This is a genomic window from Microcoleus sp. OTE_8_concoct_300, assembly GCF_031383065.1.
Classification (GTDB): domain Bacteria; phylum Cyanobacteriota; class Cyanobacteriia; order Cyanobacteriales; family Microcoleaceae; genus Microcoleus.
This window is the reverse complement of the sequence record NZ_JANMZH010000275.1, coordinates 1-22,840: the sequence shown is the minus strand read 5'-3', so window position 1 is coordinate 22,840 and position 22,840 is coordinate 1. Positions and strand designations below refer to the sequence as shown.

Sequence of the window (22,840 nt, the reverse complement as noted above, 5' to 3'; positions counted from 1 at the left end):
TGGCGATAGGCTGAAATTGAAAAATCAAAGTATAAATCAAAGATTTATATCATATTTTAAGGAGGACTTAGCCTGTTCTCTTTGTCCGCACTCTTTATTTAGGATGAGTAATCCCCGCAATGAAGGTGGAGAAATACCTTTGTTTATATGCAGTAGAAAAACGGATTTTGTTGTATCTCCTATTGTGATGCGCCACTGGTCTAAATTTCTTAAAAAAGGATTTCGGCTTTGGGAATGTCAAGAGGGTAGGCATTTCTTTCACGACTTCTATCCAGAGTCGGCGAAAAATACTAAATTTTGGGCTATCTCTACACAGCCGCCAAGCAAATTTTAATTTTTAATATGAGGTTGCTATTGGTATTCCTTGTTCAATTTATACCTAAACTTTCTGTGGCAAAGACTACATTAATTTCGGGAATTCCGGGCAAGTTTTGCCGATCTGCTTCTACTGTTTTGGCGCAGTTGCTCCAGTTTATTCCGCTAATTTTAGTTTGTAGGATTTTGAGGAATGGAGTTTGAGTTATCATCAGTATCTTTTTGAGATTTTAGAAAAAATGTAAAAATTATTTAACATATATTCAGCTCTGTGAGTAAATGATATGCTAATTTTATTGTATTTGTCTATTAGTTTTTTTGAATTAACCGCAGAGGCGCTCTTGACGCAGAGGAAGGTAATAGGAGATTAAAAAGGAATTATTGGCAACAATTATAAAATATTGTAACATCGGGTTAACAAACTCAGCCTTAGCCTGGGCAGAGGGATACTAAGTATCGATCGAATTTTAATGGATCGCTCACCCCAACTCGTAAAATTGCGATCGAGCAAGCATATATACTTAAATGTTAGGACGAGCACAGGGGCACCGCCCCTACCAATTCACAATTTATCAAGAATTATGTCAGCAAGTTTTCTGCCAAAATCGATCGCACAACTCACAGAATCTACCTCAATTGCCTTAGCCCAAAGCATTCAACGGGAGGCAATTACAACTCCCCTAAATTCAGAGCCAATTTCCACAACCTACGTGCGCCAAGGCAGCGGAAACACGCCATTTTTGCTAATTCACGGCTTCGACAGTTCCGTGTTTGAATTCCGCCGCCTATTGCCACTGCTGGCCGCCGAAAATGAAACTTGGGCGGTTGATTTGTTGGGTTTTGGGTTTACAGAAAGAGCCGCAGGTTTGCCATTCAGCGCCAGGGCAATTGAAAGTCACCTTTACTATTTTTGGAAAACGCTAATTTCGCAGCCTGTAATCTTAGTTGGCGCATCAATGGGAGGTGCAGCAGCAATTGATTTCACTCTCAATTATCCCGACGCTGTGAAACAATTAGTGTTAATAGATAGCGCAGGTTTTGCCATCAGTTCTAATAAGGGAAAATTTTTAATTCCTCCTTTAGGATATCTGGCAACTTCATTTTTACGCAATCCCAAAATTCGCCAGCGGATTAGCGTCAATGCTTATTTTGATGGAAAATTAGCCTCCAGCGACGCTCAAATTTGCGCCGCTTTGCACCTGGAAATGCCCAACTGGAATGAAGCTTTAATTGCGTTTACAAAAAGTGGCGGTTACGGAGGTTTTGGGGAAAAATTGGCTCAAATTCAGCAACAGACGCTGATTTTGTGGGGAAAACAAGACCGGATTTTGGGGACGGCGGATGCGGAAAAGTTTGCAAGGGCGATACCCAATTCCCAACTAATTTGGATACCCGATTGCGGGCACGTTCCCCACTTAGAAAAGCCGCAGATTACCGCTCAACATATTTTAGGTTTCACAGCTAATATATAGCGGTTCTCAAAAAAGTGAGGTATGCCCTATGCCCTATGCCCTATGCCCTATGCCGGATAGTACCTCATCTTTCGCTCGAAAGGCTATATAATACTGCTTCTGAACCTAATTATGTAGGATGCGCACGGAGTACCTTAACCCTATAATTCGAGCGTCAAACTCAACCTAATTATGTAGGGTGCGCAGGGATCACCTTACCTCTATAATTTGCGCATCAAACTCAACCTAATACATAATTTTTAAACTTTCGGCAAATACTTTTGTACAATAGTCCATCCCGTGAGCAAGACAGTCACAAATCCCCCAAACAAAGCTAAATTAGTGCCGATGTGGAGGGGACGCGCCCAAGGATGTTTAGGGCCAATTTGCAGCCCGCTTCCAACAGAAACCAACACCAAAGCAACAACAGCTAACCCCGCGGGTAAATGAGCCGAGTGACCCAAATTGCCGTAGTATCCCAGGGTACCAACTACACCAATTCCCAGCAGTAAAATTACCAAAGTCGCCATCCCCGCACCAGTCGCCACATGGAAAGGACGTAGCCATTTTGGGCGCGGTTGTTTGGTACTGCGGGCGCCAAATATCCACGTTCCAGTAACGGCTAGCAAGAGGTAAGCTAACAGGGAAACACCCATTGACCAAGCCGCTATTTTCCACAACCACAAGAAAGAAGGCAGATTCATCGGTTGCATTCCTAATTAGGAATTTCCACAAAAGGTTCTTTCCGATTTTACCTGGACTTGAAAGCAAAAATGAATAATTTTGACATAAAGTGCGATCGGACTCTCCACAGCTTGCATCAGTCTTACCTTGAAGTCAAAGGCACTTTCTATCATAGTCAGCTTAAATTTACGCTATAGATTTGTCGCTCCAGTTTTTAGGAACTGGCTTCCCATTTTAGCTTCGCGGTTTTGCTGTCGAACTAAGGGGGTGACAAGCAAGTTGAAAGGCTGATTACAGAAGGGTTTGAGTTGATCTACCTCGCCAAAGATGGGGGTGTTCGATGGCGTGGATGCCGGAGGCCGGCATCGCGACTTTTTTGGAGCACGACATCGCTCGAAAGAGACTTATCGCCGCTCACTCTCCCTAGTTATTATAAATAAGGCCACTAACAAGCTGCCATTTTTTTTGAGGTGAATTCGCCTCAACGCTTTTTCCATTAGAGTTTCAGAGGTGTTGTCAGCCCGTGAGGCTGTCGAAAGGCATTTTATAAAGCCCTAATTTTTGTTCTAAGATTAATCGGAAAAAAGGCAGACCTTCTATCAAATATCTTTTCCACAACCTTCTCGGTTCACTTAACAGTCGGTACGCCCATTCTATGCCGACTTCGCTCATCCATTTGGGAGCTCTTGCTTTGCAACCAGCTTCAAAATCAATAGTTGCACCTACCGCTAAGAAAATTTTGACTTGTGTTAATTTGCTCTTGTATTTAACCAGCCACTTCTCTTGCTTGGGGGCTCCCACCCCTATGGCCAGAACTGTAGCTCCTGATTTATTGATCGCGTCAATTATTTTTTCACACTCTTCCTCATTGTTTTCAAAGCCAAAAGAAGGAGAATGTGCTTCAACCACTATTTCTCTACCAATTTTTTGGTTGATTTTTTCCTGGGCTTTCCTAGCAATACCTTCAGCAGCTCCTAGCAAAAATATTTTCATTTTCTCGTTATCTTTGTGATACATATAAAATGCAGGAAACAAGTCAGAACCTGAAATTTTTTCTTTGATAGGAGTACCCAAAAATTGTGAGGCATACATCAATATTTGACTGTCACAGACTCTATAACTAGATTTATTGTAAGCTTCATAGAAGTCGCGGTCATACTGCAACTTAATCAAGTGGTCTACATTTGGCGTAAATACGATACCGCCTTCGCAGTCGAGTTTTTCAAACAACTCTGTTATTGACAAGTTATCTATCGAGACATTCAATACATTAACTGTTTTCATGTATTATTCCCTTCCCGCTTTATATTAAGCTACAACTCAAACTATTATAACCCAGAATACAGCCTCGTGTGTTGACTGCTTGGGCGCTTAAGTGAATATACTTTTCTAATTCTATCCTTGTACAGCCTATCTGTCCAGTCAGAATTTTTAAAGATTCTGTAAAGAATAAACTCGTTTTAGCAAAAAGTGTAGAAAGCGCATTTTGGTTGAAAAATCGCCACACAGTTTTCATAAAAAATCCCTCCTCTGCTAATAGTTGAAGCATTGCAAATTAATGTCAAAAAATTTTTTTTCACATTAATTTGAGTCGAGTGACAAATATAGCGCTTCTCAAAAAAGTGAGGTATGCCCTATGCCCACGGAGGCCTATGCCCTATGCCCTATGCCCACGGAGGCCTATGCCCATGAGTACCTCATCTTTCTGAGAAAGGCTATATATCCCAACTTCCGAACTTGATTTAATGCAAAAATGGTAGATTTTTTAGTTTTTGTATCCAGGGAAGGCAATATATTTTCAAGCTTTGAGCGAAGCCGCGATCGCATTCCTGAAAATCAGGCTGATTTTTGGGGACCCAGCGACCGTCTTCTTGGGGGGGAACTGGTTTTCTTGCTGCTTTTAAGACTTTCTGGAGCTTTTAAGACCAGAGTCGATATTCCTCCAGCAATCAGCACAAAAATCGGGTTAGTCATAGCGTTCAAAACACAGTCAAACACGTACATAGTTAAGGCTACTGCCAGGGTAGCCGCGGGCGCTACTTTAGGATTAGACCAAGTTCTGGCGGGATACTTGAACAGGGAAAAGACGATAACAGGAAGTAACAATGAAGAAAATAAACTAGCTAAACCGACTACACCGTTGGCGCCAAATGCAATAATCCATAAGCTGTCGGTGATCGAGATATCTTGACCTCGCTGGTTGTACACACGGTTTCCGCCGGAATCCCCCCAGCCAAAAAGAAATCTTTGCCGCGCTTTTTCCCCCAGTATCTCTTCCATATCAAATCTAAACTTCAGAGAGCTGGCTCGCTCTTCGCCAAATATTGGAGTGATGACCCCCATCACGTCTTTACTCGAGAATTGACCCGATGCAGCTATGTACAGATAAAACACTATATATCCAATTATGAATAGCAGCGGCAAAGAAGTGCGAAACCACTTGGCAGAGAATAATACGATCAACCCGAATACAAATAAACTGTAGGCGCCACTAGAACGACACAGGAAAAAAGCAATTACTAATATAATTGCTAAAGTCTTGATGTTGCGACCCTGAAACTTTTTGAGCGCCCCAGTTTGCCAGAACCAAACTGCGATTAAGGCGGCTGTCATCATCCACACGGACACCATCAAACCGTGCTGCATAAATACTACCGGTCTCCACCCCCCCGCACGCTTTGCTTGAGTCCAGTCATCAAAGGAACTGACGCCGTAAACCATTTGGTGCAAAATTGGGCCCTTAACCCCTTCAATTAAAGTAAAAGGAACGTAGGCTAACCCACCTGCTAAAATCCCGATCGCCAATTGTCGCAGCCCGTCTAAACTACCCAGATACAAGCGTCCTAAAAAATAAGGCAGACCCCAAGCAATGATTTGGTTGAAAGTCGGAGTAACCGGGCTGCCGCCATTAGTAATTTGTGAAAGAATGGGACACAAACACCAAATTACCATTGGCACGTCCAGCCAACCGGGCTTAAAACAGGTGAGGCGCGCAGTATCGTAGACAATAGTAGCCACCAAAATGGAGTAGCAAACTGCCGAGATTTTGGTATACGGCGGCAATATGGGGATGGCATAAGAAACTTGTGGCAAAAACAGCCACGCTACAACAAAACTTATAATTACCGCCCGCTGAGCCGGAAACCTCACAAACAGGTAAAAAACGACTGGAATCAAGCCGAACATAGTCAGTGGGATTAATGCAACCATAGTTTTTTTTTGCAGTAAAATTATAGAAAGACAACTCTATTTGCCCGATAAAAATTCTCGCTTAAACGATCGCCCAACCCCAATCTTTTAAATCAACCTCAATTTTACGCCTTGTTCGTTAATTGTGTTTGACGTTCCACAGCAGCGTACCGTGCCGCCTCGAAGAGATTAGTTGCATCCTCCCAGTTATAATTTATCACCTTCTCCAAAGCAGTCTTGGACATTCCCCGTCATTGGGCATCAGACAACTGACAAATCTGCTCGATCGCTTCTGCCATATCCTCTGGGTCTTTTTGCTTGACAAGTATGCCACCCACGCCAGCAAGTAGTTCCGGAGCCGCACCAGCAGGAGTGCCAATAATTGGCAAGCCGAAGCCATCGCTTCGATAATTGGCAAGCCGAAACCTTCGGCTCTGCTGGAAAACAGCCAAGCATCGCATTGGCTGTAAAATTCTTTTACTTGGTATTGAGTAAGTGCCTTATTATACTCAGTGCCATCCTGCTGAAAATTGGGATGAGGAGTATTGCGGGAATCAAAGGCAACTAAACGAAGGTTAGGAATTTTTTCAGCAGCTATAGAGAAAGCTTTCTGGGCAATATCGCAGCCTTTCCAAGGAATTGTACTATAGTACGTCCCGACTCTGGGAACTAATTGCTTGCCTCGCGGCTGCTTCCCTCGCGACAGGGGGTCGTAAAACTGTTTGGTGTCCACGGTGGGAGGGACGAGAGATACAGACAAATCGCCGTATTGATTCCGAGCTATGTCGGCCAGCCACAAGGCGACAGCGATTTTTTTGTGCATCGGCAGCCGCCAATTTGCCTCTACTCGACCTTTTGGTACGTAGTCAAAAGCCTCGTAGTGTTCGAGAAAATATACTTTCGTTCCTTTGCTCGGCGGAGAGAGTTTTGCCGCCCACTCGGCAGTTTCCCACCAAGTAGCCATGATAATATCGGCATCAGGTATATCTTTGTCGATAATTGGACAGTAGGTTTCGAGAACTCGGCTTTCGACATCCACCTTGTCAAAGTGAGACTGTTCTTTCTTTGGAGCGGACTGCCAACCCCTACCTCTGAGCAGCGGTCGCAATTGTTGGATCAAAGTCGCTTGTCGCGGGGGCGTAGAGACGATAAATATTTTGTGTCCTCGCTTTTGGAGAAGTTCTGTGTAGATAGATAACACCCTCATGCCACCTGTAAGACTAAGGGTAGAAGGACAAAAGTAATTTTCATGAATAGATGCGGAAGATAGAGACTGGTTTATAAAACTTCTCCATAACAGCAAGTTTGCACTTACGAGCCTTTTTTTGGCTTGTGTGCAGGGTACGGGCGAATGCTGGAGGCTCGTAACTCGATAGTCGAGCCGATCTTACTTTGTCGTCAGGGACTTTTCCTAATTACAAATCGGGAGATGTTTGAGGACTAGACAAATTTAACCTCTAACGGTGCGATCCTTAAAACCTCCGTTGCACTCGCGTTCAGATTTTGGCCGATGATCACTTGATCAGGAAATTGGGTTTAAAATTCCGTCCTTCTAGGACGGCTTTAATTTCTTAAATCCCTTCTCGAAAATCAGTAAATTGCTAGTTTTTGTAGTTGACTGCAAAAGTCAAGGTTAAACTCGCAATGCCCTCGTGAAACAGTTAAGACACACTTTTAGGCACAAACTGGGGACTCATAGCGACGAAAATTCGCCATACAGCTAGGGGATTAATACATCCTCATTACCCTTAAACAAATAATTTGGTTCATTTGTTAAGTAGCGTAGGGCATACCCTCCCTCCTTGTTCAGTATCCTAGTACGCTTTTGGAGACAGACCAAGAGGGGGTGTTGTGAGTTAAGCTCGTCAAGAGAGTAGTATTTCCTACGGTTGAAAGGTTTAAGAATTGCCTTCATGACATAGCGCTTAAAGGTCAGTCGATGAATTAAGAATCCCGACGCCTTCAGGCCCGGGAGTGCCAACAGACGATCACTTTATAACCACTATTGGCTAGTCGGTGGGGTCAGAATTCGTGTCGAGACTGCTGGGTAGAAAACAGGACAGGGGCGATTTTAGTTTTGGCAGAATCACCCCCCCAAACGATATTGACTTTCTGCTGAGAATCCCGCACCTGAGCGAGCCGCTAGCGCAGAATTTCAAAGGGCGGCTGTTAGCATCAAACCCCCATTTGTTGCTTGACCGCTGCTGGGTCATAGTAGGGAGATAAGGAAACTATATTAACGTCGCGCTGTTTAGATTTGTCTATAGCAACTTTCAATGCCGCTTCAAAATAAGCCGTGGCATCTTCCCAAGTATAATTGTTCACCTTGACATAGGCGGCTTCGGACAGGGCTTGCCACTGGGAATTTGGCAACTGACAGATAGACTCTATGGCTTTTGCCATTTCTTCGGGATCTTCTGGTCTTACAAGTATGCCAGTACCGCCGCTCAAAATTTCAGGAGCAGCGCCTGCTGGGGTACTGATGACGGGAGTGCGGCACGCCATCGCTTCGATAATTGGCAAGCCGAAGCCTTCTGAGCGGCTCGCCAGCAGCCAGACATCGCATTTGCTGTAATAGTCTTTGATTGTGTCTTGGTCGGGTTGAATTACATACTCGGTATTAGCCGGTAGGGGCAATTCCGAGGATGGGGCCTCACCGAAGGCAACCAGACGCAGGTTGGGGATCTTTTCTGCAGCTAGGGAAAAAGCTTTGAGGGCGATGTCGGTTCCTTTCCAGTAGATTGTAGAGTACATTATTCCAACTGTAGGAACCGATTGTTTGTTGCGAGGAGCGGCGTAAAATTGCTTGGTGTCCACGCTAGGAGGAGCTAAGGAAACTTGGCTATCGCCGTATTTAGTCTCAGCTAGGTCAACTAACCACTGAGAGATCGTAATTTTGTGCAGGGGCAGCCTCCAGGTTGCTTCTACTCTATCTTGAGGTAGATAGTCAAAAACTTCGTGGTGCTGGATAAAATAAGCTTTTGCTCCTTTGCTAGGAGAGAGTTTGGCTACCCACTCGGCGGTTTCCCACCAGGTGGCAACTACTACGTCAGCGTCAGGTACATCTTTGTCCTCTACCGGCCGGTAGCGATCGATAATCTTTTGTTCTACAGGTAAGTTCTCGAAAAATGAGGGTTCTTTTTCAAAGGAGGAAATCCAACCCCGTCCCCGCAGCAGCGACTTGACTTGCTCGCCCATAGTCGGTTGGGGGTGAGGTATAGAGATGACGAACACTGAGTGTCCTAGCTTTCTCAAACGTTCTGCCAAAATAGATACTACTCGTATTCCACCAGTAAGACACAGAGTAGGAAGAACAAAGGTAATTTTCATTTTATTTTTAAGTCCCGCTGAAGACTCCGACTCGCTTACGGCGCTGCTACCAGCGCTGAGGTTAGAGCCCGAAAGGAAAGAGGGGCGGGTGAATATTAATTACCGCTTTCCTAGTGTGTACATAGAATCCAACCTAGTGACTGTTCGCCACACCCCAGTATTCTGCCACAAATTCGCTGTCATTGAATGGATAATAACGATTGATGCGATCGCCCAACACTTCCTATAGACATAATTTAGCGGGAAACTAAAATCCATCCAGAAGACAGATTCCCCATCAAAAAGCAGCTTTTTTCAAGGTCAACACCAAGCTAGACAACACTTCCTCTTTCACCTAAAAGCACTTGCCTATCCTACAGGCAGGGATGTACAGCCAACGGAAAAGAAACCAACCTTTACTCTGGGAAAAGGTTGCAGAGGTAACAATATTCGGTAGATTGACATCGCCTTGGGCAAAATTTTATATTGCATTAAAGAGGAAATTCTTACTTTGAGAATGTTGATTTCCCGATCGCTCCAACAGATCTCAACACCGATCAGCAGCTTGGATTTTTTGGTAACTGTCCTGTAGGTATTGCTTGATGCAATATCGTATTCTGTCAGGATTCAGAGATGGTGGTTTTCTCAAATACCTGCAGGGGCGCGCGCGATCGAGCCAATGACAATCATCGACGCGCGAATGAGCGCGAAAAAACCGGGTTTTTCAACCGATATCCCTTGCCCTCACTTATTGTATGTTCGTGAAAAAACCCGCTTGATGCGTCCACTGTTGTTTGAAAAAATAGGTTTCCAAATCGTCCTATAGAACCTAAAGTTTCACTGGTATAAACTTAATTAGCTGGCTGAGTTTTCAATTTGTTAATAGAAAGCGATCGCATGAAAGAGTATCAAAAAGCGACTGCCACTTCTGGGCAGAGTATATGTAGCGTGCCTCCGCAAGTATTGTAATTTAGCAACGTCGGCTAACTCTAATTAATGAGATTTTGGATCGATAAAATTGAATAGATCTCAAGAAAATTATACTTATAAATCGGCGAGTATGCGGCGATAATCCACGATTTATGTACTCCTATTAAACCTTTATTTAACAAAAAAAAGCAATATTTTGAAGTCAAGTATCCGCCAGATATCGGCACGGTTTATACTGATGTTACTAAGATTTATCAGTATTTTTTAAACCTGCTGAGCAATGCTAGCAAATTTACCGAAGCTGGTGAAATTAGTTGAAAAGTAAGCCGATTTACGAGGAAGCAGGAAGAGGGAAGAGGCAAGAAGGAAGAAGCCCGATCGAAGTCGGAAGAAAAATTTAGCTTTCTGGGAGAGGAGGAAGTAGAATCGGATGTTTTAGGTGTAGAAGCGAAGAGGGAAAGAGAAAAAAGGAAGAAAGAATCAAAATCGGATATTTCGGCTGGTGAAGAATGGATTAGTTTCAAAGTCAGCGATACTGGAATTGGGATGAAGGCAGAGCAAATTGAGAGAGTATTTCAAGCATTTACCCAAGCGGACGAGTCTACTACTCGCAGGTACGGCGGTACGGGTTGGGGACTGGCAATCGCCCAGAAATTCTGTGTGATGATGGGGGGAGATATTAGTCGGGAGATCGAGTTTGGAAAATGGTCAATTTTTACTGTAGAATTGTTGGCGATAGTCGCTGAAAAAGCAGCTAGTTAAACAGGATTCGCCAACCAATAGTTGCCAGGGCTAAATCTGCGATCGCGTGGCTGATATAACTCGACCAAAGCGAACGGTAAGTCAGATAAGACTGTGACCAAATTATCCCGGCGGCGAAGACAGCTAAGGAGCCTAAGAGCACAGCCTGCCAGTCGCTGTAAGCTGCTATTACAAATATGTGGTGGATCGTGAAAAATAACGAACTCAGAAATATTGCTTTTGTTCCCGGTATGATAATCTGGCACTTGTTGCAGACAAACCACCGCCAAGTAAATTCTTCGATCAATGAGTTAATTAGCACAAAATATGCTTCAACAATTAAGTAAATATTAGGGCTGCTAATACCTAGTTGGTGCGATTTTTGTTTAGCAACTACAGGATCGATCCAGTGCTGGCCGAAAAGCCGATAGATACCTAGAATCATCGCAAACATGAATATTCCCCAAATAGCTCCAGCCAGCAATTCTTGGGGCTTGGGCAGGGATAAACTGAGCTTTTTGCGATCGACAAAAACAGACCACGCGATCGGAAAAACCAGCAACCAAACTTGACACAAGACTGACAGTGTTTGTCCCCAGCTTCCCGGGGCGATATACAAGCCTGCTATTATTCCAATACTAGCTGCAGGGACAACCAATGTTAGAGCCAATAGTGCTGTTTTACGATCGCCCATGTCCAGCATTTTTTACCGTTCATTTGAAAATTGGATTGAGATCAAAAGTAAAAGCTTGGCGGCGGACAGGTTATACCACTTTCAAGAAACAATGCAACTGTAGGCCCGCGATCCAAACCCTTATGCAGTCAGTCATTCCCAATTCTTTAATCTAAAATCTAAAATCCTATGAGTTTTGTGCCGCTTATAAAAGTGGCGCGCCTTTGTGGCAACGAAAAATTGGTAAAATGGCGATCGCACGGACGATCCTACTAACCCGGAATTACTCTAAATCTACTCAGTTGTGTGCTTTCTGAAATCCGAGCGATCGTTCTATTTCCGCTTCAGCACCATTTTGCAGCCAATCAAGGGGTTTTTCTGCTACTTGGGCTGGGTTTACCCATATAATATCTTTAAGCGGATCGACATCTACTGCTACTTTAGCAAAACATTTTCTCACTTTGTCATCAAGTGAAATTACTGTGCGATCGGTAGCGATCGCAGCTTCCACCAACCGCAAATCTTTAACCATTACTTCCCGCTCTTTATTGCTCTTGGCTATTGCTTCAACTTGACACCACAAATCATTATTTACCGCGATATCGCAGGGACATAATTTCTTCTTGGCCACCATCCGGCGCAGCCATATACGAGCAGATCTTGATTGATGTTTGTTCCACTCATCTCTAATATCTGGAGTCATCACAACTCGGTGAGAAAGATCCAAGACAGCTTCGAGAAAATCCCGACAGTACACCGATATGGGATAGGTTGCATCTTCTCCACCAGCAGCACGCGCAACAGAAGCATCTATTACCAGGCGTTTAGAAACTTTATCTGCCATGTTAACGCTTCCACAAAACAGCTTCTGCTGCATCCAAATAGCGGTTTTCTAGATGCAAAGAAACATCGCCCAAATCTTCAGGCCAATCTCCAAAAGCTCCCGTCTCGTCTAAATCGGCACTGCTGACTTCTGTAACACCATCGTCGCGCCGTTTAAACCAGTGAAGTTTTACTAAATCCGGTAATATTTTACCCTCGGCAACTAACGATTGAACTGCTAAAAGCAGCAATTCGCTGTGAGTTTCGAGAACTACTCGCACACCTCTATTTGCAGAATCCACTAAGATTTGTGCTAAAGCAACTTGAGCGCGAGGATGCAAGTGAATTTCCGGCTGTTCTAGATAAACTAATTGTCCTGGTTCTGCTACAAGCAAGGCAACTAAAACAGGCAAGGTTTGCGATACTCCCAAGCCAACATCAGCAATACTAACAGTATCGCTTGCACTCCCGCTGCGGGATAAACGACCTACTAGCAGTTCAATTTGTACGTCATTAATCTGTCTGGCTTCAACTTTCCAGTTAAGTCCTAATAACTCTAAAGCTTGACCCAATTTTATCAGTCGATCGTCTTTTGTTTCTTGCCAGTAATTAACTATACTAGCAACATAATTTTCAAAAAAGCCCGGAAATTCACTGCCAACTCCTGCGGTATTGTAGGTGCGTTCTGGATTGCCTCTCAACCCCGGAACGTGGACTAGGCGGCGAATATGTTTGGAGAAATTCACCGAACTGGGTGAATAAAACTGACTGTCGCCCAATTGCAAGCCTAGAAAACCTCGGACATTACTCACCCTCCATAGTCGCGTTTTTTTCTCGTTATTATCTAACACTAAATTGTAAATTTTAGCCAGATGTTCGGGAAGAATTTTCACCATTTCTTGTTGCTGCATTCCGGGAAAGATAGTAATAGTTTCACCACTCCTGTAATCAGGAATACAGTAAGTCGCTCTAACAACTTTAAGCCCGTGCTTTGGCTGCTTTCTGAATAAGCTGATCAAAAAATTATCTGTGTCTATATTCAGCCTGACAGAAAACTCATCCCTGTATTTTTCTGGAGAGAGTTTAGACAATACCTGTTCGGCTGATGTAAATTTAACATTAGGCCCGTCAAGTTTCAAACCACCGGGGTCGTAAGGGGCTTCTAGCGTTTGCTTCATCAGCAATAGTGGCTGCATGATGCTAGACTTACCAGAACTGTTGGCACCGGCTAGAATTGTCAGCGATCGCACTTCAATCTGGCACTCTTCGTAAATAGACTTGTAGCCGCATACTGCAATTTCAGTAATTCCCTGTACAGGCTCTTCGTTCTCGGTTTCAAAGAAAGTGGATTGAGTCATAATATTATGTTGGTATTTGCGGCTCCAAATACCATATTATAATCTAATCCCTAGTAGCTGTGTATTTTGGCTGAATGACGATCGCAATTGATTTTGGAACTAGCAACACCGTCGTCGCTCGCTGGAATCAAGTCCTCCAGCAGCCCGAAACTTTAAAATTACGGGGATTGTCGGCAATCTCGGCTCAAAATCCGCCCCTAATTCCCAGTTTACTCTACGTTGAGGACGCTGCTGCCAATAAAGTAATACTCGGTCAGCAAGTCCGCGACAGAGGCTTTTATTTGAGTGGAGATTCTCGGTTTTTCCGCAATTTTAAGCGGGGAATTGGCACTTCTGTTCAGGGTTTTGTGCCAGAACTTGACGGGCAACTTATTACTTTTGAACGAGTAGGTGAGTGGTATTTGAGCCAAATTGTGAACTCAATTCGCGAACTGCCCTTGCCGATCGATTCTTTGATTTTTACTGTGCCGGTAGATAGTTTTGAAGCTTACCGCCATTGGTTGGGCAAAGTGTCTCAATCTCTGCAAGTAGAACAGGTGCGGATGTTGGACGAACCTACGGCGGCTGCTTTGGGTTACGGTTTGGCCGATCGCGAAATTCTGTTAGTCATTGATTTCGGCGGCGGCACTCTCGATCTTTCTCTAGTGCGTTTGGACGCTTCCTCGGACAAAAAGCCCCTCGGTTTTATTCTCAAGTGGGGCGAAAAGTTATTAGCTGAATCTTCAGCGCAAAAAACAAAAGTTGCCCGGGTTTTGGCTAAAGCCGGACAAAATTTGGGCGGTTCTGATATTGATAATTGGCTGGTTGACTATTTTTTCAAAACAAAAGGGATGCCAAAATCTCCGATAACAACAAGATTAGCAGAACGGTTAAAGATTCAGTTGTCTTTGGTGAATCAGGCGGTTGAGGTTTATTTTGATGACGAAAATCTTGAGAGTTACGAATTAGAATTAGACCGCTCTCGCTTTGAATCTATTCTCGCCGAACATGAGTTTTTTGACAACCTCGACGACTGCATGAATCAAGTATTGCAGCAAGGGCGGCGCCAAGGCTTAGAAATTGGCGACATCGATGCAGTTTTGCTAGTTGGTGGTACTGTAAAAATTCCCGCTGTTCAGGGTTGGGTGCAGCAATATTTCGATCCGGCAAAAATTCGCTGCGATAAACCCTTTGAGGCGATCGCCCAAGGTGCTCTGCAAGTGAGTCAAGGGCTAGAAATCAAAGATTTTCTCTATCACAGTTACGGCATTCGCTACTGGAACCGGCGCGAAAATTGCCACAGTTGGCACAGTTTAATTAAATCCGGCCAGTCTTATCCGATGAGCGAACCGGTAGAATTAGTCTTGGGGGCTTCTTTAGAAAATCAGCCGAGTATAGAATTAATTGTCGGCGAATTGGGAGCGGAAACTGGCGGCACGGAGATATATTTTGACGGCGACAGGCTAATTACTCGCCAACTCGCGGGTCAAAGATCGGTACAGCCACTAAATGACAAAGATGGAGCACGCAGCATCGCTCAATTGACGCCGCCAGGGTATCCGGGGAGCGATCGCATAAAAGTTTTGTTCCGCGTTGACGAACAGCGCTTTTTGCGGATTACTGTTGAAGATTTGTTGACCAATGAAACTTTGTTAGAGGATAAACCAGTGGTGCAGCTAAGTTAAGGATAGACTTTAGATAATTTGGTTGATAATTCGGATCTTGAAATCGCTGCATAGAGTCAAACTTTCGTCCGATCAGAGGGGGACTAAGAAATTACTGGTTTACTGGTTCCCCGACTCTTCCTGGGAATGCAGATCTGGAGGCTCTGCCTCCAATTTTCCGGCTCAGAAAGCGAGGCTCTTCCTCTGGACATCGGTTCCCAGGATCTTCCTAGGAATTAGTTAGTTTTTGGAGATGTCTATTAGAGACGACAACCTATGCAGATAATTAGGTTTATGGCTGCGTAGGATTGACAGGGCGACAACAGTCCGTATACACTTTTATTTAAAATACTCTCGCATCAGAACAGTCAGTCTTTCATTGTAGTATCAAGATTTTCATTAACCTAAATCCTAGGAGATTAACACGTATGAGTACCACTCCCGGTTTACCCCTCTGGGTGCAAGATAGAGAAGAAGTTCTGAAACAGGATGATGGAGTAGAATAGCGGGACGGGAATCGTCCAGACTATTCTCGCACTAATGGTTTCTTGGAAAAGGAAAGGAAACACAATCATGCCGAAGGGTCTTTGAATGCGATCGCCTATAACCTGGTGAGAACATTTGAAATGGAAGCATCCTTCAAAACCAATCCCCAACAATGGATCTCTGTAGTTACGGATAAATTCCGTATGAGCACTAATGGAGGAAAAGAATACACAGCCCAAGAAGTTGTAGATCAGGGAACCTATAATCTCTTTCTAGAAAACTCAGACTACTACCGCGCCTCTGATGAAACCTTTAAATCCTCCTACAACCTCTTTCACACAGCTTTTCCCGATGGCTTTCACTGGGAATTAGTCGAAGTCGTTGCAGGGCCTCCTAGCGTTGTGTTTAAGTGGAGACACTGGGGTGTTTTTAGTGGAGCTTACAAAGATCATCAAGGGACAGGAGAAACTATTGAAGTTATTGGTCTTAGCATTGCTAAAGTCACAGAGGATTTAAAGATTGAGTCTGTAGAACATTTCTTTGACACCAATAATTTCTTAACAAACTTAACGAGAGGAGGATGTCCCGTCAGTCATTAATCAAAGGAAGAGGTCAATCGATTTTAGATTTTAGATTTGGGATTTTAGATTGAAGCATTGACCCCACGGATAAATTCGGGGGGCAAGTTTCATCGGATACAGGTTTTTTATTTCTGGGTCCTGAGTCTGCGAAGGAATGAATCCGGGGGCTTGTATCCTGGATGCTTTCGGTCATATCGTTTCCGCTGGAATCGGAATCATACATAATTGTTCGACTTGCAGTGCAAGCGTCTCCCTCGCTATAAGTAGCCAAAGCGAGGGAGACGCTCGCTTTGGCTACTGTATGATTCCGATTCCAGCGGATTTGATATTACAGCTTGCAATTTACTAAAAAATATGCACCGATTGGTACTGATGACTACCAATTTAGTCAAGGTTTAGGAGAAGATTTGTATGAATTATTGAGCAATAACGATCGCATCATGAAACAGTATTTAGAGATATCGCCCCCCTTCGGTCATAAAATAGGCGGTTATCCCGATTTTATAGAAGGCGACGCAAGATGGGTAATAACCCTGATAGTGAAACAGAGCAAAATATTCTTTTATTTCAAATGAATTCCTCTGTTGCTGATGCGGTACATATTCTGTAGAGAGACGACGGCATATGTAACTTTTTTATTTCTCAATCATAACTTATCAACTTAGACTTTATATCATGTCCCATCGATTGACCATAATATCCCGGCCGGGCGGGTTTTTGAGATGGTCGATTGTTGGCAGATATTCTTAGTGAACCCGCCCCTACCTGAGGTCGGGTAATCGACCGGACATGATATTACTGATGTTTGGTACAATTGGGCTTGTGCTTGAAAGCAGCAGTTAAGTAAGCTCACCTAAAAAAACATAATACGCAGAACCCCGACTTCTTTAAGAAGGCGGGGTTCTAACAGATTGAATAGCGTTCGACTATGCCCAAGCCCCATCCCTCCGCTTCGCCCAATTCCCCATGCGCCATGCCCTAAACCTGAGATTTGTGGACCACCACGGGTGTTCCCACCGACGCCCATTCAAATAGCCATTTAGCGTGATTGACAGCTACATTTGTGCAGCCGTGAGTAACTGCATTGCCAAACAAATTGTGCCAGTAAGCGCCGTGAATTGCATTGCCACCGTCGTAATACATTGTATAGGGAACGTCGGGCACGTCGTAGTCGGGTCCAGTCATTCTAGTAACGCGGTGCTTGGTTTCAACGGCAAAAGTTCCCGTGCGGGTGGGAGTCGATGATTTGCCGCTGGAAATAACCACTGCGTAAACTGCTGTATTTCCTTCCCAAGCTATTAACCTTTGTCTTGATAAATCAATTTCAATCCAGCGCTGGCCCGATTGCTGCAACTGCATAATTTTATTGGCAATTATGTTGTGCTGTTGGCTGGCAAATGCGGTCATGGAACCGCCGCAGAATGCAGCAAAAGTGAGGGCGCAGCCGGCACAGAAAGTTCCAGCGCGGCGAAAGTAAGTTGATTTCATAATGCTGTTGATTCCTGGCACCTGGTACTATTTTAGATTTTAGATTTTAGATTCGAGATTGGAAACATGGCTTAACAAGTTGTTAAGTTTTGGGCGAGATTCCGGGCTATTTGGACGATCGCCCGCCAATCTCGATTTTCCACTAAGTGTTTAGGAAATAAGTCTCCGGCTAAACCAACGGCGATCGCCCCGGCGTCAATAAATACTTTCGCATTTTCCAGCGTCACCCCGCCAGTGGGAATTAAAGGAATGTGTCCCAGAGGGCCTTGCAGGCTTTTCAGGTAGGCGGCGCCTCCCAAAGCCGATATCGGAAACACTTTAACGCAGGTAGCGCCTGCTTGCCAGGCGGTCACAATTTCCGTGGGAGAAAAAGCACCGGGGACGATCGGCACTCCGGCGTCAACTGCTGTTTTAATCATCGCTACATCGGCGTGCGGAGTAAACAGAAATTGAGCGCCACAGTCTATTGCTTCCTGCAACTGTTCTAAGTTTAATAAAGTGCCAGTGCCAATACTAAAACTAGGGAATTCCGAGCGGAGTTCGGCAATTAATTCAGCGGCTTTGTGGGTGTTCCACGTAATTTCAATAAACTGGATTCCGCCTGCTGCTACCGATGATGCCATCTGCCAAGCAATTTCCTTTTCCGAGGAACGGATGACTGCGATCGCCCGGTGTTTTTTTAGTAGTGTCAACCAAGATTGATGATTCATGCTAACTGATTTTGTCCCCAGATAATTCAATACAGTTCATATCGGAATACCGAGCGGTTGAAACCGCGTCTATACAAACAAAACCCACGGAGGTGGGTTTTTAAGGGGGCGGTTAAAATTGCGTTATTTTCTTTACACCACAGGCGATTGCACTGCGTTTGACTCGCTAGCTATAGCAATCCTAAATGAGTCGTAAATTTTTTACCCCACCCCAGCCCTCCCCAAACTCGCGGGGAGGGAGTAAGAAATTCACAAATGATGCGAGGATCGCTATAGAGTAAGTAAAGCCTCAGCATCGCTCGGTTCTGCCATCCATATTACCGCCATTTGCATAACCTCGCTCTACCCGTTGTAATGAGCAACAACTTTAGTCACTTTTCCGGTTGAACTGACTTCCATAAACTCACCTGCCTTCGTGCCTTTTTGGTTGATGTAGTAAAGGACAACACTGGAAACTCCCCACATCACATCAAGCAACTCAAACTTGAGGTCAGGATAAACTTCCAGCCCCTTTTTGAAGTAGTGTCGTAGCGCTTCTTTGCCTGTCACTGTCCCAGATGGTTCGTTTAGCAGTTGCGCTGCTACAGGCGATATCAGAATTACATCTTCTGCGTAATGGGACATGATTCGATCGAGGTTATGAGTATTCCAAGCTTCTACCCAATCAAGTGCAAGTTCACGCGCTCTATCTTCAGTGACGATCATGGTTTGCTACTCCAATGCTTTTTTTCGCTGCTTCCTGTGTGCCCACAAAAAAATCGGGGCGATTCCTGACAATCCCAGAATCACCCCAATTATCGATTTCAAACTTTAGATTAAATCTAAAATCCCCAATCTAAAATCTAAAATCGATTAGGCGATCGTCGCCATCTTGACATCGCTGTTGGCCAGCAAATTTTGCAATTCATCCGCATCCACAGTTTCCTTTTCAACTAGCATATCTGCCAAAGCATTAAGGACGTGGCGGTTGCCGACGAGTACATCTTTAGCGCGGCGGTAAGCTTGCTCTACCAACAAACGCACTTCATCATCGATCGTCGCTGCGGTTTCTTCGGAGAAATCGCGTTCGGCCATGATATCGCGACCCATGAACATATTGCCTTGTTGGCGACCGAGAGCCACAGGACCTAGCCGATCGCTCATTCCGAAGCGAGTCACCATTTGGCGCGCCACTTTTGCCACTTGCTGCAAGTCGTTCGAGGCACCGGTTGTTACTTCTTCTTCGCCAAAGACAATTTCTTCAGCAATGCGGCCGCCCAAAGCTACCGCCATTTGATTTTGCAAGTAAGAGCGAGAATACAAGCCAGAATCCATACGATCTTCGCTTGGTGTGAACCAAGTCAAACCGCCAGCGCGGCCGCGGGGGATAATGCTAATTTTCTGCACGGGGTCATAATCGGGCATCAGGGCACCGACTAAAGCGTGACCGGCTTCGTGGTAAGCTACCAAAGTTTTGCGCTTTTCGCTCATCACGCGGTCTTTCTTTTCCGGGCCGGCGAGCACGCGGTCGATCGCATCATTGACTTCATCCATCGAGACTTCGGTCAAGTTGCGACGGGCGGCCAAAATTGCTGCTTCGTTGAGCAGGTTGGCCAAATCCGCACCTGTGAAACCCGGTGTCCGGCGGGCAATTTTTTCCAAGTCCACGTCTTTCGACAAAGTTTTGCCGCGGGCGTGAACGTTGAGAATTTCTAGGCGGCCTCCGAAGTCGGGGCGATCGACTACAACTTGGCGATCGAAGCGACCCGGACGCAGCAGCGCCGCATCGAGCACATCGGGGCGGTTTGTGGCAGCAATCAGAATGATGCCAGTATTGCCCTCAAAGCCGTCCATTTCGGTCAGCAACTGGTTCAGGGTTTGTTCCCGTTCGTCGTTACCACCGCCCAAACCCGCGCCCCGCTGGCGGCCTACCGCGTCAATTTCATCGATAAATACGATACAAGGAGCGTTCGATTTAGCTTGTTCAAACAAGTCGCGGACGCGGGAAGCACCGACACCCACGAACATTTCCACAAATTCTGAACCGGAAATCGAGAAGAAGGGAACGCCTGCTTCTCCAGCCACTGCTTTTGCGAGCAGGGTTTTGCCAGTTCCGGGAGGGCCGACCAGCAGCACACCTTTGGGGATTTTTGCTCCGACTGCGGTGAAGCGGTCTGCATTTTTCAGGAAGTCCACGACTTCTGCGAGCTCTAGCTTGGCTTGTTCGATGCCGGCCACGTCGCCGAAAGTCACCTGAGTTTGCGGCTCCATTTGGACTCTAGCTTTGGATTTGCCGAAGTTCATGGCTTGGTTGCCGGGCCCGTTTTGGGCGCGCCGCACCAGGAAAAACAGTCCCACCAAGAGCAGGATCGGGAAGAACAGGCTGCTGAGGGCTTTTACCCAAAAGCCTTCGTCGCTTTGGGGCAGAACTGAAATATCTACGTTATTTTTGGTCAGGATGTTGATCAGTTCGGGGTCGTTCGGCAGGTTAACGATTACCTTGTTGCCGTCCTGAGCTGTAACCAGAGCTTTGCTGCGGTCAGAACTGATATTTATTTTGTCTACTCTCTTGCCTTCGACTTCCTGAATGAATTGACTGTACTTCCAAACGTCCCTACTTGGGGGCTGTTTGTCAAAAAATGCCGTTGCTAAGGCAATGACTACAATAGCCAGCAGTGCGTACAGGCCAGCGTTTCTCCACCGTTTATTCACCGAGGTCGATCCTCCTATTCTTTAGTCCCTATGACTGGGGAATTTTTAATTATGTTCATCAATCTTAACGTAATTGTAACTTGTTTTTGTGTGGTGAGGAATCCCGGCCATGCTGCGGCGGTCAATCGATTTGAGATTTGAGATTTGAGATTTGAGATTGAAGCATTGACCCCACGGATAAATTCGGGGGGCAAGTTTCATCGGATACAGGTTTTTTATTTCTGGACGGATGAATCCGGGGGCTTGTATCCTGGATGCTTTCGGTCTGAGGTGAGGTCGTGGAAACCGAACTACCCTGGGCGTCGTCAATCGATTTGAGATTTGAGATTTGAGATTTTAGATTGAAGCATTGACCCCACGGATAAATTCGGGGGCTTGTATCCTGGATGCTTTCGCTCAGGAGATGAGGGTGCTGTCTTAATCGTTCCATTTCCCCTTACACTATAAAACACAATTTGTCAAGAGATTGTCCCTCGATCGACGGACAAATTAACTTGTTCGCAGTTGCAGGGTATTTGCACCGCGCGGCATGGAAACGCAACTTCTGTTTTGACCGACAATTTGACGTATTATAAAACTTCATTAAGATTGTAAGCATCAATAAACAATAGTAGTATCATCTAGTGAGGAGAGTTAAATGAAATTGTTTCGCTCGTTACGAATCGAGAGTTTGAATGCAACTAACAGAAAGGCACATCATTAAATCTACGGAACACCGTTTCGCACTGATTGATGAATTAGCTTTTAAATCCAAAAATCTCTACAATGCCGCTAACTACGTCATTCGTCAGAGTTTTCTCTATGGATGGGGTTACATCAACTACAACGAAATGAACCGTTTGATGAAGTCTCATCAAACATACAAGGCTTTACCAGCTAAAGTTGGTCAGCAAATACTGATGATATTGGACAAGAATTGGAAATCGTTTTTTGAAGCAGTCAAAGCTTACAAAATTGATTCTTCTAAATTCACTGGTCGCCCGAAGCTACCGAAGTACAAAGATAAAACCAAGGGTCGGAATATTCTTGTCTATACGATTCAGGCGATTAGTAGCAAGCAATTGAAGAAAGGAATTATCAAGCTTTCGGGTACTAATCTCTCAATTAAGACCCAAATAAAGCCCGATAGAATTTGCCAAGTTAGATTGGTTCCCAAATGCGATGCTTATGTAATTGAGGTAATATATGATGAACCGGAGCCCACCATCAGCGACGATGAATTTATAGGTAGTATTGATTTAGGACTGAATAATGTAGTGGCGTTAACTTCAAATCAGCCAGGTTTTGTTCCTCTCCTGATTAACGGGCGACCATTGAAATCAATCAATCAGTTCTACAACAAACGTAAAGCACATTTACAATCTCAGTTAAAAGGAAGTCGCAAGAGTTCGCCCCGCATTCAGCGCTTAACTCGCTGTCGCAATCAAAAAGTCGATAATTACTTGCATCATACCAGTCGGCTAATAGTCGATTTTGTGGTAGCCAAACAAATTGGGACGCTAGTAATTGGTAAAAATGCACAATGGAAAAGGGAAATTGATTTGGGGAAGCAAACCAATCAAAATTTTGTCAGCATTCCTCATGCTCGACTAATTGAGATGTTGGAATACAAAGCTCGACTGGTTGGAATTAAGGTGCTCGTGCAAGAAGAATCTTACACATCTAAGTCGAACTTCCTGAATCTAGATCCGATTCCTGTGTACGGGCATACTGGCACTGATGATGTCGCATTTAGCGGTAAGCGAATCAAGAGAGGTTTGTACAGAACA

19 protein-coding genes are annotated in these 22,840 nt (G+C 44.7%); 6 read left to right on the top strand and 13 right to left on the bottom strand.

The window, feature by feature from the left end; translation table 11 throughout:
• Positions 1–368: 368 nt before the first annotated feature.
• A complete protein-coding gene (locus tag ACUVJL_RS12880; protein WP_445246209.1) occupies positions 369–527 on the bottom strand; it encodes a hypothetical protein in 159 nt (52 codons plus the stop codon).
• 369 nt (positions 528–896) lie between these two features.
• On the opposite strand from ACUVJL_RS12880, the gene ACUVJL_RS12875 reads away from it, so the two are divergent.
• Entirely contained in the window at positions 897–1,787 is an 891-nt protein-coding gene (locus ACUVJL_RS12875) for an alpha/beta fold hydrolase (protein ID WP_445246208.1), read from the top strand.
• A 239-nt stretch (positions 1,788–2,026) separates the two neighbouring features.
• On the opposite strand, the gene ACUVJL_RS12870 is transcribed toward ACUVJL_RS12875, so the two are convergent.
• From ACUVJL_RS12870 to ACUVJL_RS12850, 5 genes are all read right to left on the bottom strand, one after another.
• Positions 2,027–2,470 (bottom strand): DUF4079 domain-containing protein, encoded by a 444-nt coding sequence (locus ACUVJL_RS12870; protein ID WP_445246207.1) that lies wholly within the window; start codon positions 2,468–2,470, stop codon positions 2,027–2,029.
• 496 nt (positions 2,471–2,966) lie between these two features.
• Entirely contained in the window at positions 2,967–3,734 is a 768-nt protein-coding gene (locus tag ACUVJL_RS12865) for a WecB/TagA/CpsF family glycosyltransferase (RefSeq protein ID WP_445246206.1), read from the bottom strand.
• A gap of 552 nt (positions 3,735–4,286) precedes the next feature.
• The gene (locus tag ACUVJL_RS12860) at positions 4,287–5,660 is read right to left on the bottom strand and encodes an O-antigen ligase domain-containing protein (RefSeq protein WP_445246205.1); all 1,374 of its coding nucleotides are present in this window, start codon (positions 5,658–5,660) and stop codon (positions 4,287–4,289) included.
• Between the two features lie 196 nt (positions 5,661–5,856).
• Positions 5,857–6,840: a glycosyltransferase family 4 protein gene (locus ACUVJL_RS12855; protein WP_445246204.1), complete on the bottom strand. Its 984-nt coding sequence runs from the start codon at positions 6,838–6,840 to the stop codon at positions 5,857–5,859.
• 974 nt (positions 6,841–7,814) lie between these two features.
• Positions 7,815–8,969 carry a glycosyltransferase family 4 protein gene (locus tag ACUVJL_RS12850; RefSeq protein WP_445246203.1) on the bottom strand — a complete coding sequence of 385 codons (1,155 nt, stop codon included), beginning with the start codon at positions 8,967–8,969 and terminating at the stop codon, positions 7,815–7,817.
• Positions 8,970–10,283: 1,314 nt separating this feature from the next.
• Between ACUVJL_RS12850 and ACUVJL_RS12845 the strand changes: the two genes are divergently transcribed.
• Positions 10,284–10,640: an ATP-binding protein gene (locus tag ACUVJL_RS12845; RefSeq protein WP_445246244.1), complete on the top strand. Its 357-nt coding sequence runs from the start codon at positions 10,284–10,286 to the stop codon at positions 10,638–10,640.
• Here ACUVJL_RS12845 and ACUVJL_RS12840 read toward each other — a convergent pair.
• The 3 genes from ACUVJL_RS12840 to ACUVJL_RS12830 form a co-directional block, all read right to left on the bottom strand.
• Positions 10,633–11,313: a CPBP family intramembrane glutamic endopeptidase gene (locus ACUVJL_RS12840; protein ID WP_445246202.1), complete on the bottom strand. Its 681-nt coding sequence runs from the start codon at positions 11,311–11,313 to the stop codon at positions 10,633–10,635. The genes ACUVJL_RS12845 and ACUVJL_RS12840 overlap by 8 nt on opposite strands.
• Before the next feature lie 277 nt (positions 11,314–11,590).
• Positions 11,591–12,136, bottom strand: coding sequence for a hypothetical protein (locus ACUVJL_RS12835; protein WP_445246201.1), 546 nt, complete (start codon positions 12,134–12,136; stop codon positions 11,591–11,593).
• Between the two features lies 1 nt (position 12,137).
• Entirely contained in the window at positions 12,138–13,472 is a 1,335-nt protein-coding gene (locus tag ACUVJL_RS12830; RefSeq protein ID WP_445246200.1) for an AAA family ATPase, read from the bottom strand.
• Between the two features lie 74 nt (positions 13,473–13,546).
• Between ACUVJL_RS12830 and ACUVJL_RS12825 the strand changes: the two genes are divergently transcribed.
• The 3 genes from ACUVJL_RS12825 to ACUVJL_RS12815 all read left to right on the top strand — a co-directional run bounded on the left by ACUVJL_RS12825 (position 13,547) and on the right by ACUVJL_RS12815 (position 16,757).
• On the top strand, positions 13,547–15,136 hold the full coding sequence (locus tag ACUVJL_RS12825) for an Hsp70 family protein (protein ID WP_445246199.1): 1,590 nt from the start codon (positions 13,547–13,549) through the stop codon (positions 15,134–15,136).
• Positions 15,137–15,663: 527 nt separating this feature from the next.
• The gene (locus ACUVJL_RS12820; RefSeq protein WP_445246198.1) at positions 15,664–16,200 is read left to right on the top strand and encodes an ester cyclase; all 537 of its coding nucleotides are present in this window, start codon (positions 15,664–15,666) and stop codon (positions 16,198–16,200) included.
• Positions 16,201–16,517: 317 nt separating this feature from the next.
• Entirely contained in the window at positions 16,518–16,757 is a 240-nt protein-coding gene (locus ACUVJL_RS12815; protein WP_445246197.1) for a DUF1963 domain-containing protein, read from the top strand.
• Positions 16,758–17,160: 403 nt separating this feature from the next.
• Here the strand turns inward: ACUVJL_RS12815 and ACUVJL_RS12810 are convergent, their stop codons facing one another.
• From ACUVJL_RS12810 to ftsH3, 4 genes are all read right to left on the bottom strand, one after another.
• Positions 17,161–17,670, bottom strand: coding sequence for a L,D-transpeptidase (locus tag ACUVJL_RS12810; RefSeq protein ID WP_445246196.1), 510 nt, complete (start codon positions 17,668–17,670; stop codon positions 17,161–17,163).
• A 71-nt stretch (positions 17,671–17,741) separates the two neighbouring features.
• Complete coding sequence (locus tag ACUVJL_RS12805; protein ID WP_445246195.1) at positions 17,742–18,380, bottom strand: bifunctional 4-hydroxy-2-oxoglutarate aldolase/2-dehydro-3-deoxy-phosphogluconate aldolase; 639 nt, start codon at positions 18,378–18,380, stop codon at positions 17,742–17,744.
• 342 nt (positions 18,381–18,722) lie between these two features.
• A complete protein-coding gene (locus ACUVJL_RS12800; RefSeq protein WP_445246194.1) occupies positions 18,723–19,085 on the bottom strand; it encodes a YybH family protein in 363 nt (120 codons plus the stop codon).
• Between the two features lie 147 nt (positions 19,086–19,232).
• Positions 19,233–21,071, bottom strand: coding sequence for an ATP-dependent zinc metalloprotease FtsH3 (gene ftsH3 / locus ACUVJL_RS12795; protein WP_445246193.1), 1,839 nt, complete (start codon positions 21,069–21,071; stop codon positions 19,233–19,235).
• A gap of 674 nt (positions 21,072–21,745) precedes the next feature.
• On the opposite strand from ftsH3, the gene ACUVJL_RS12790 reads away from it, so the two are divergent.
• Positions 21,746–22,840: RNA-guided endonuclease InsQ/TnpB family protein (locus tag ACUVJL_RS12790; protein WP_445246192.1), on the top strand; the 1,095-nt coding region annotated here is incomplete at its 3' end.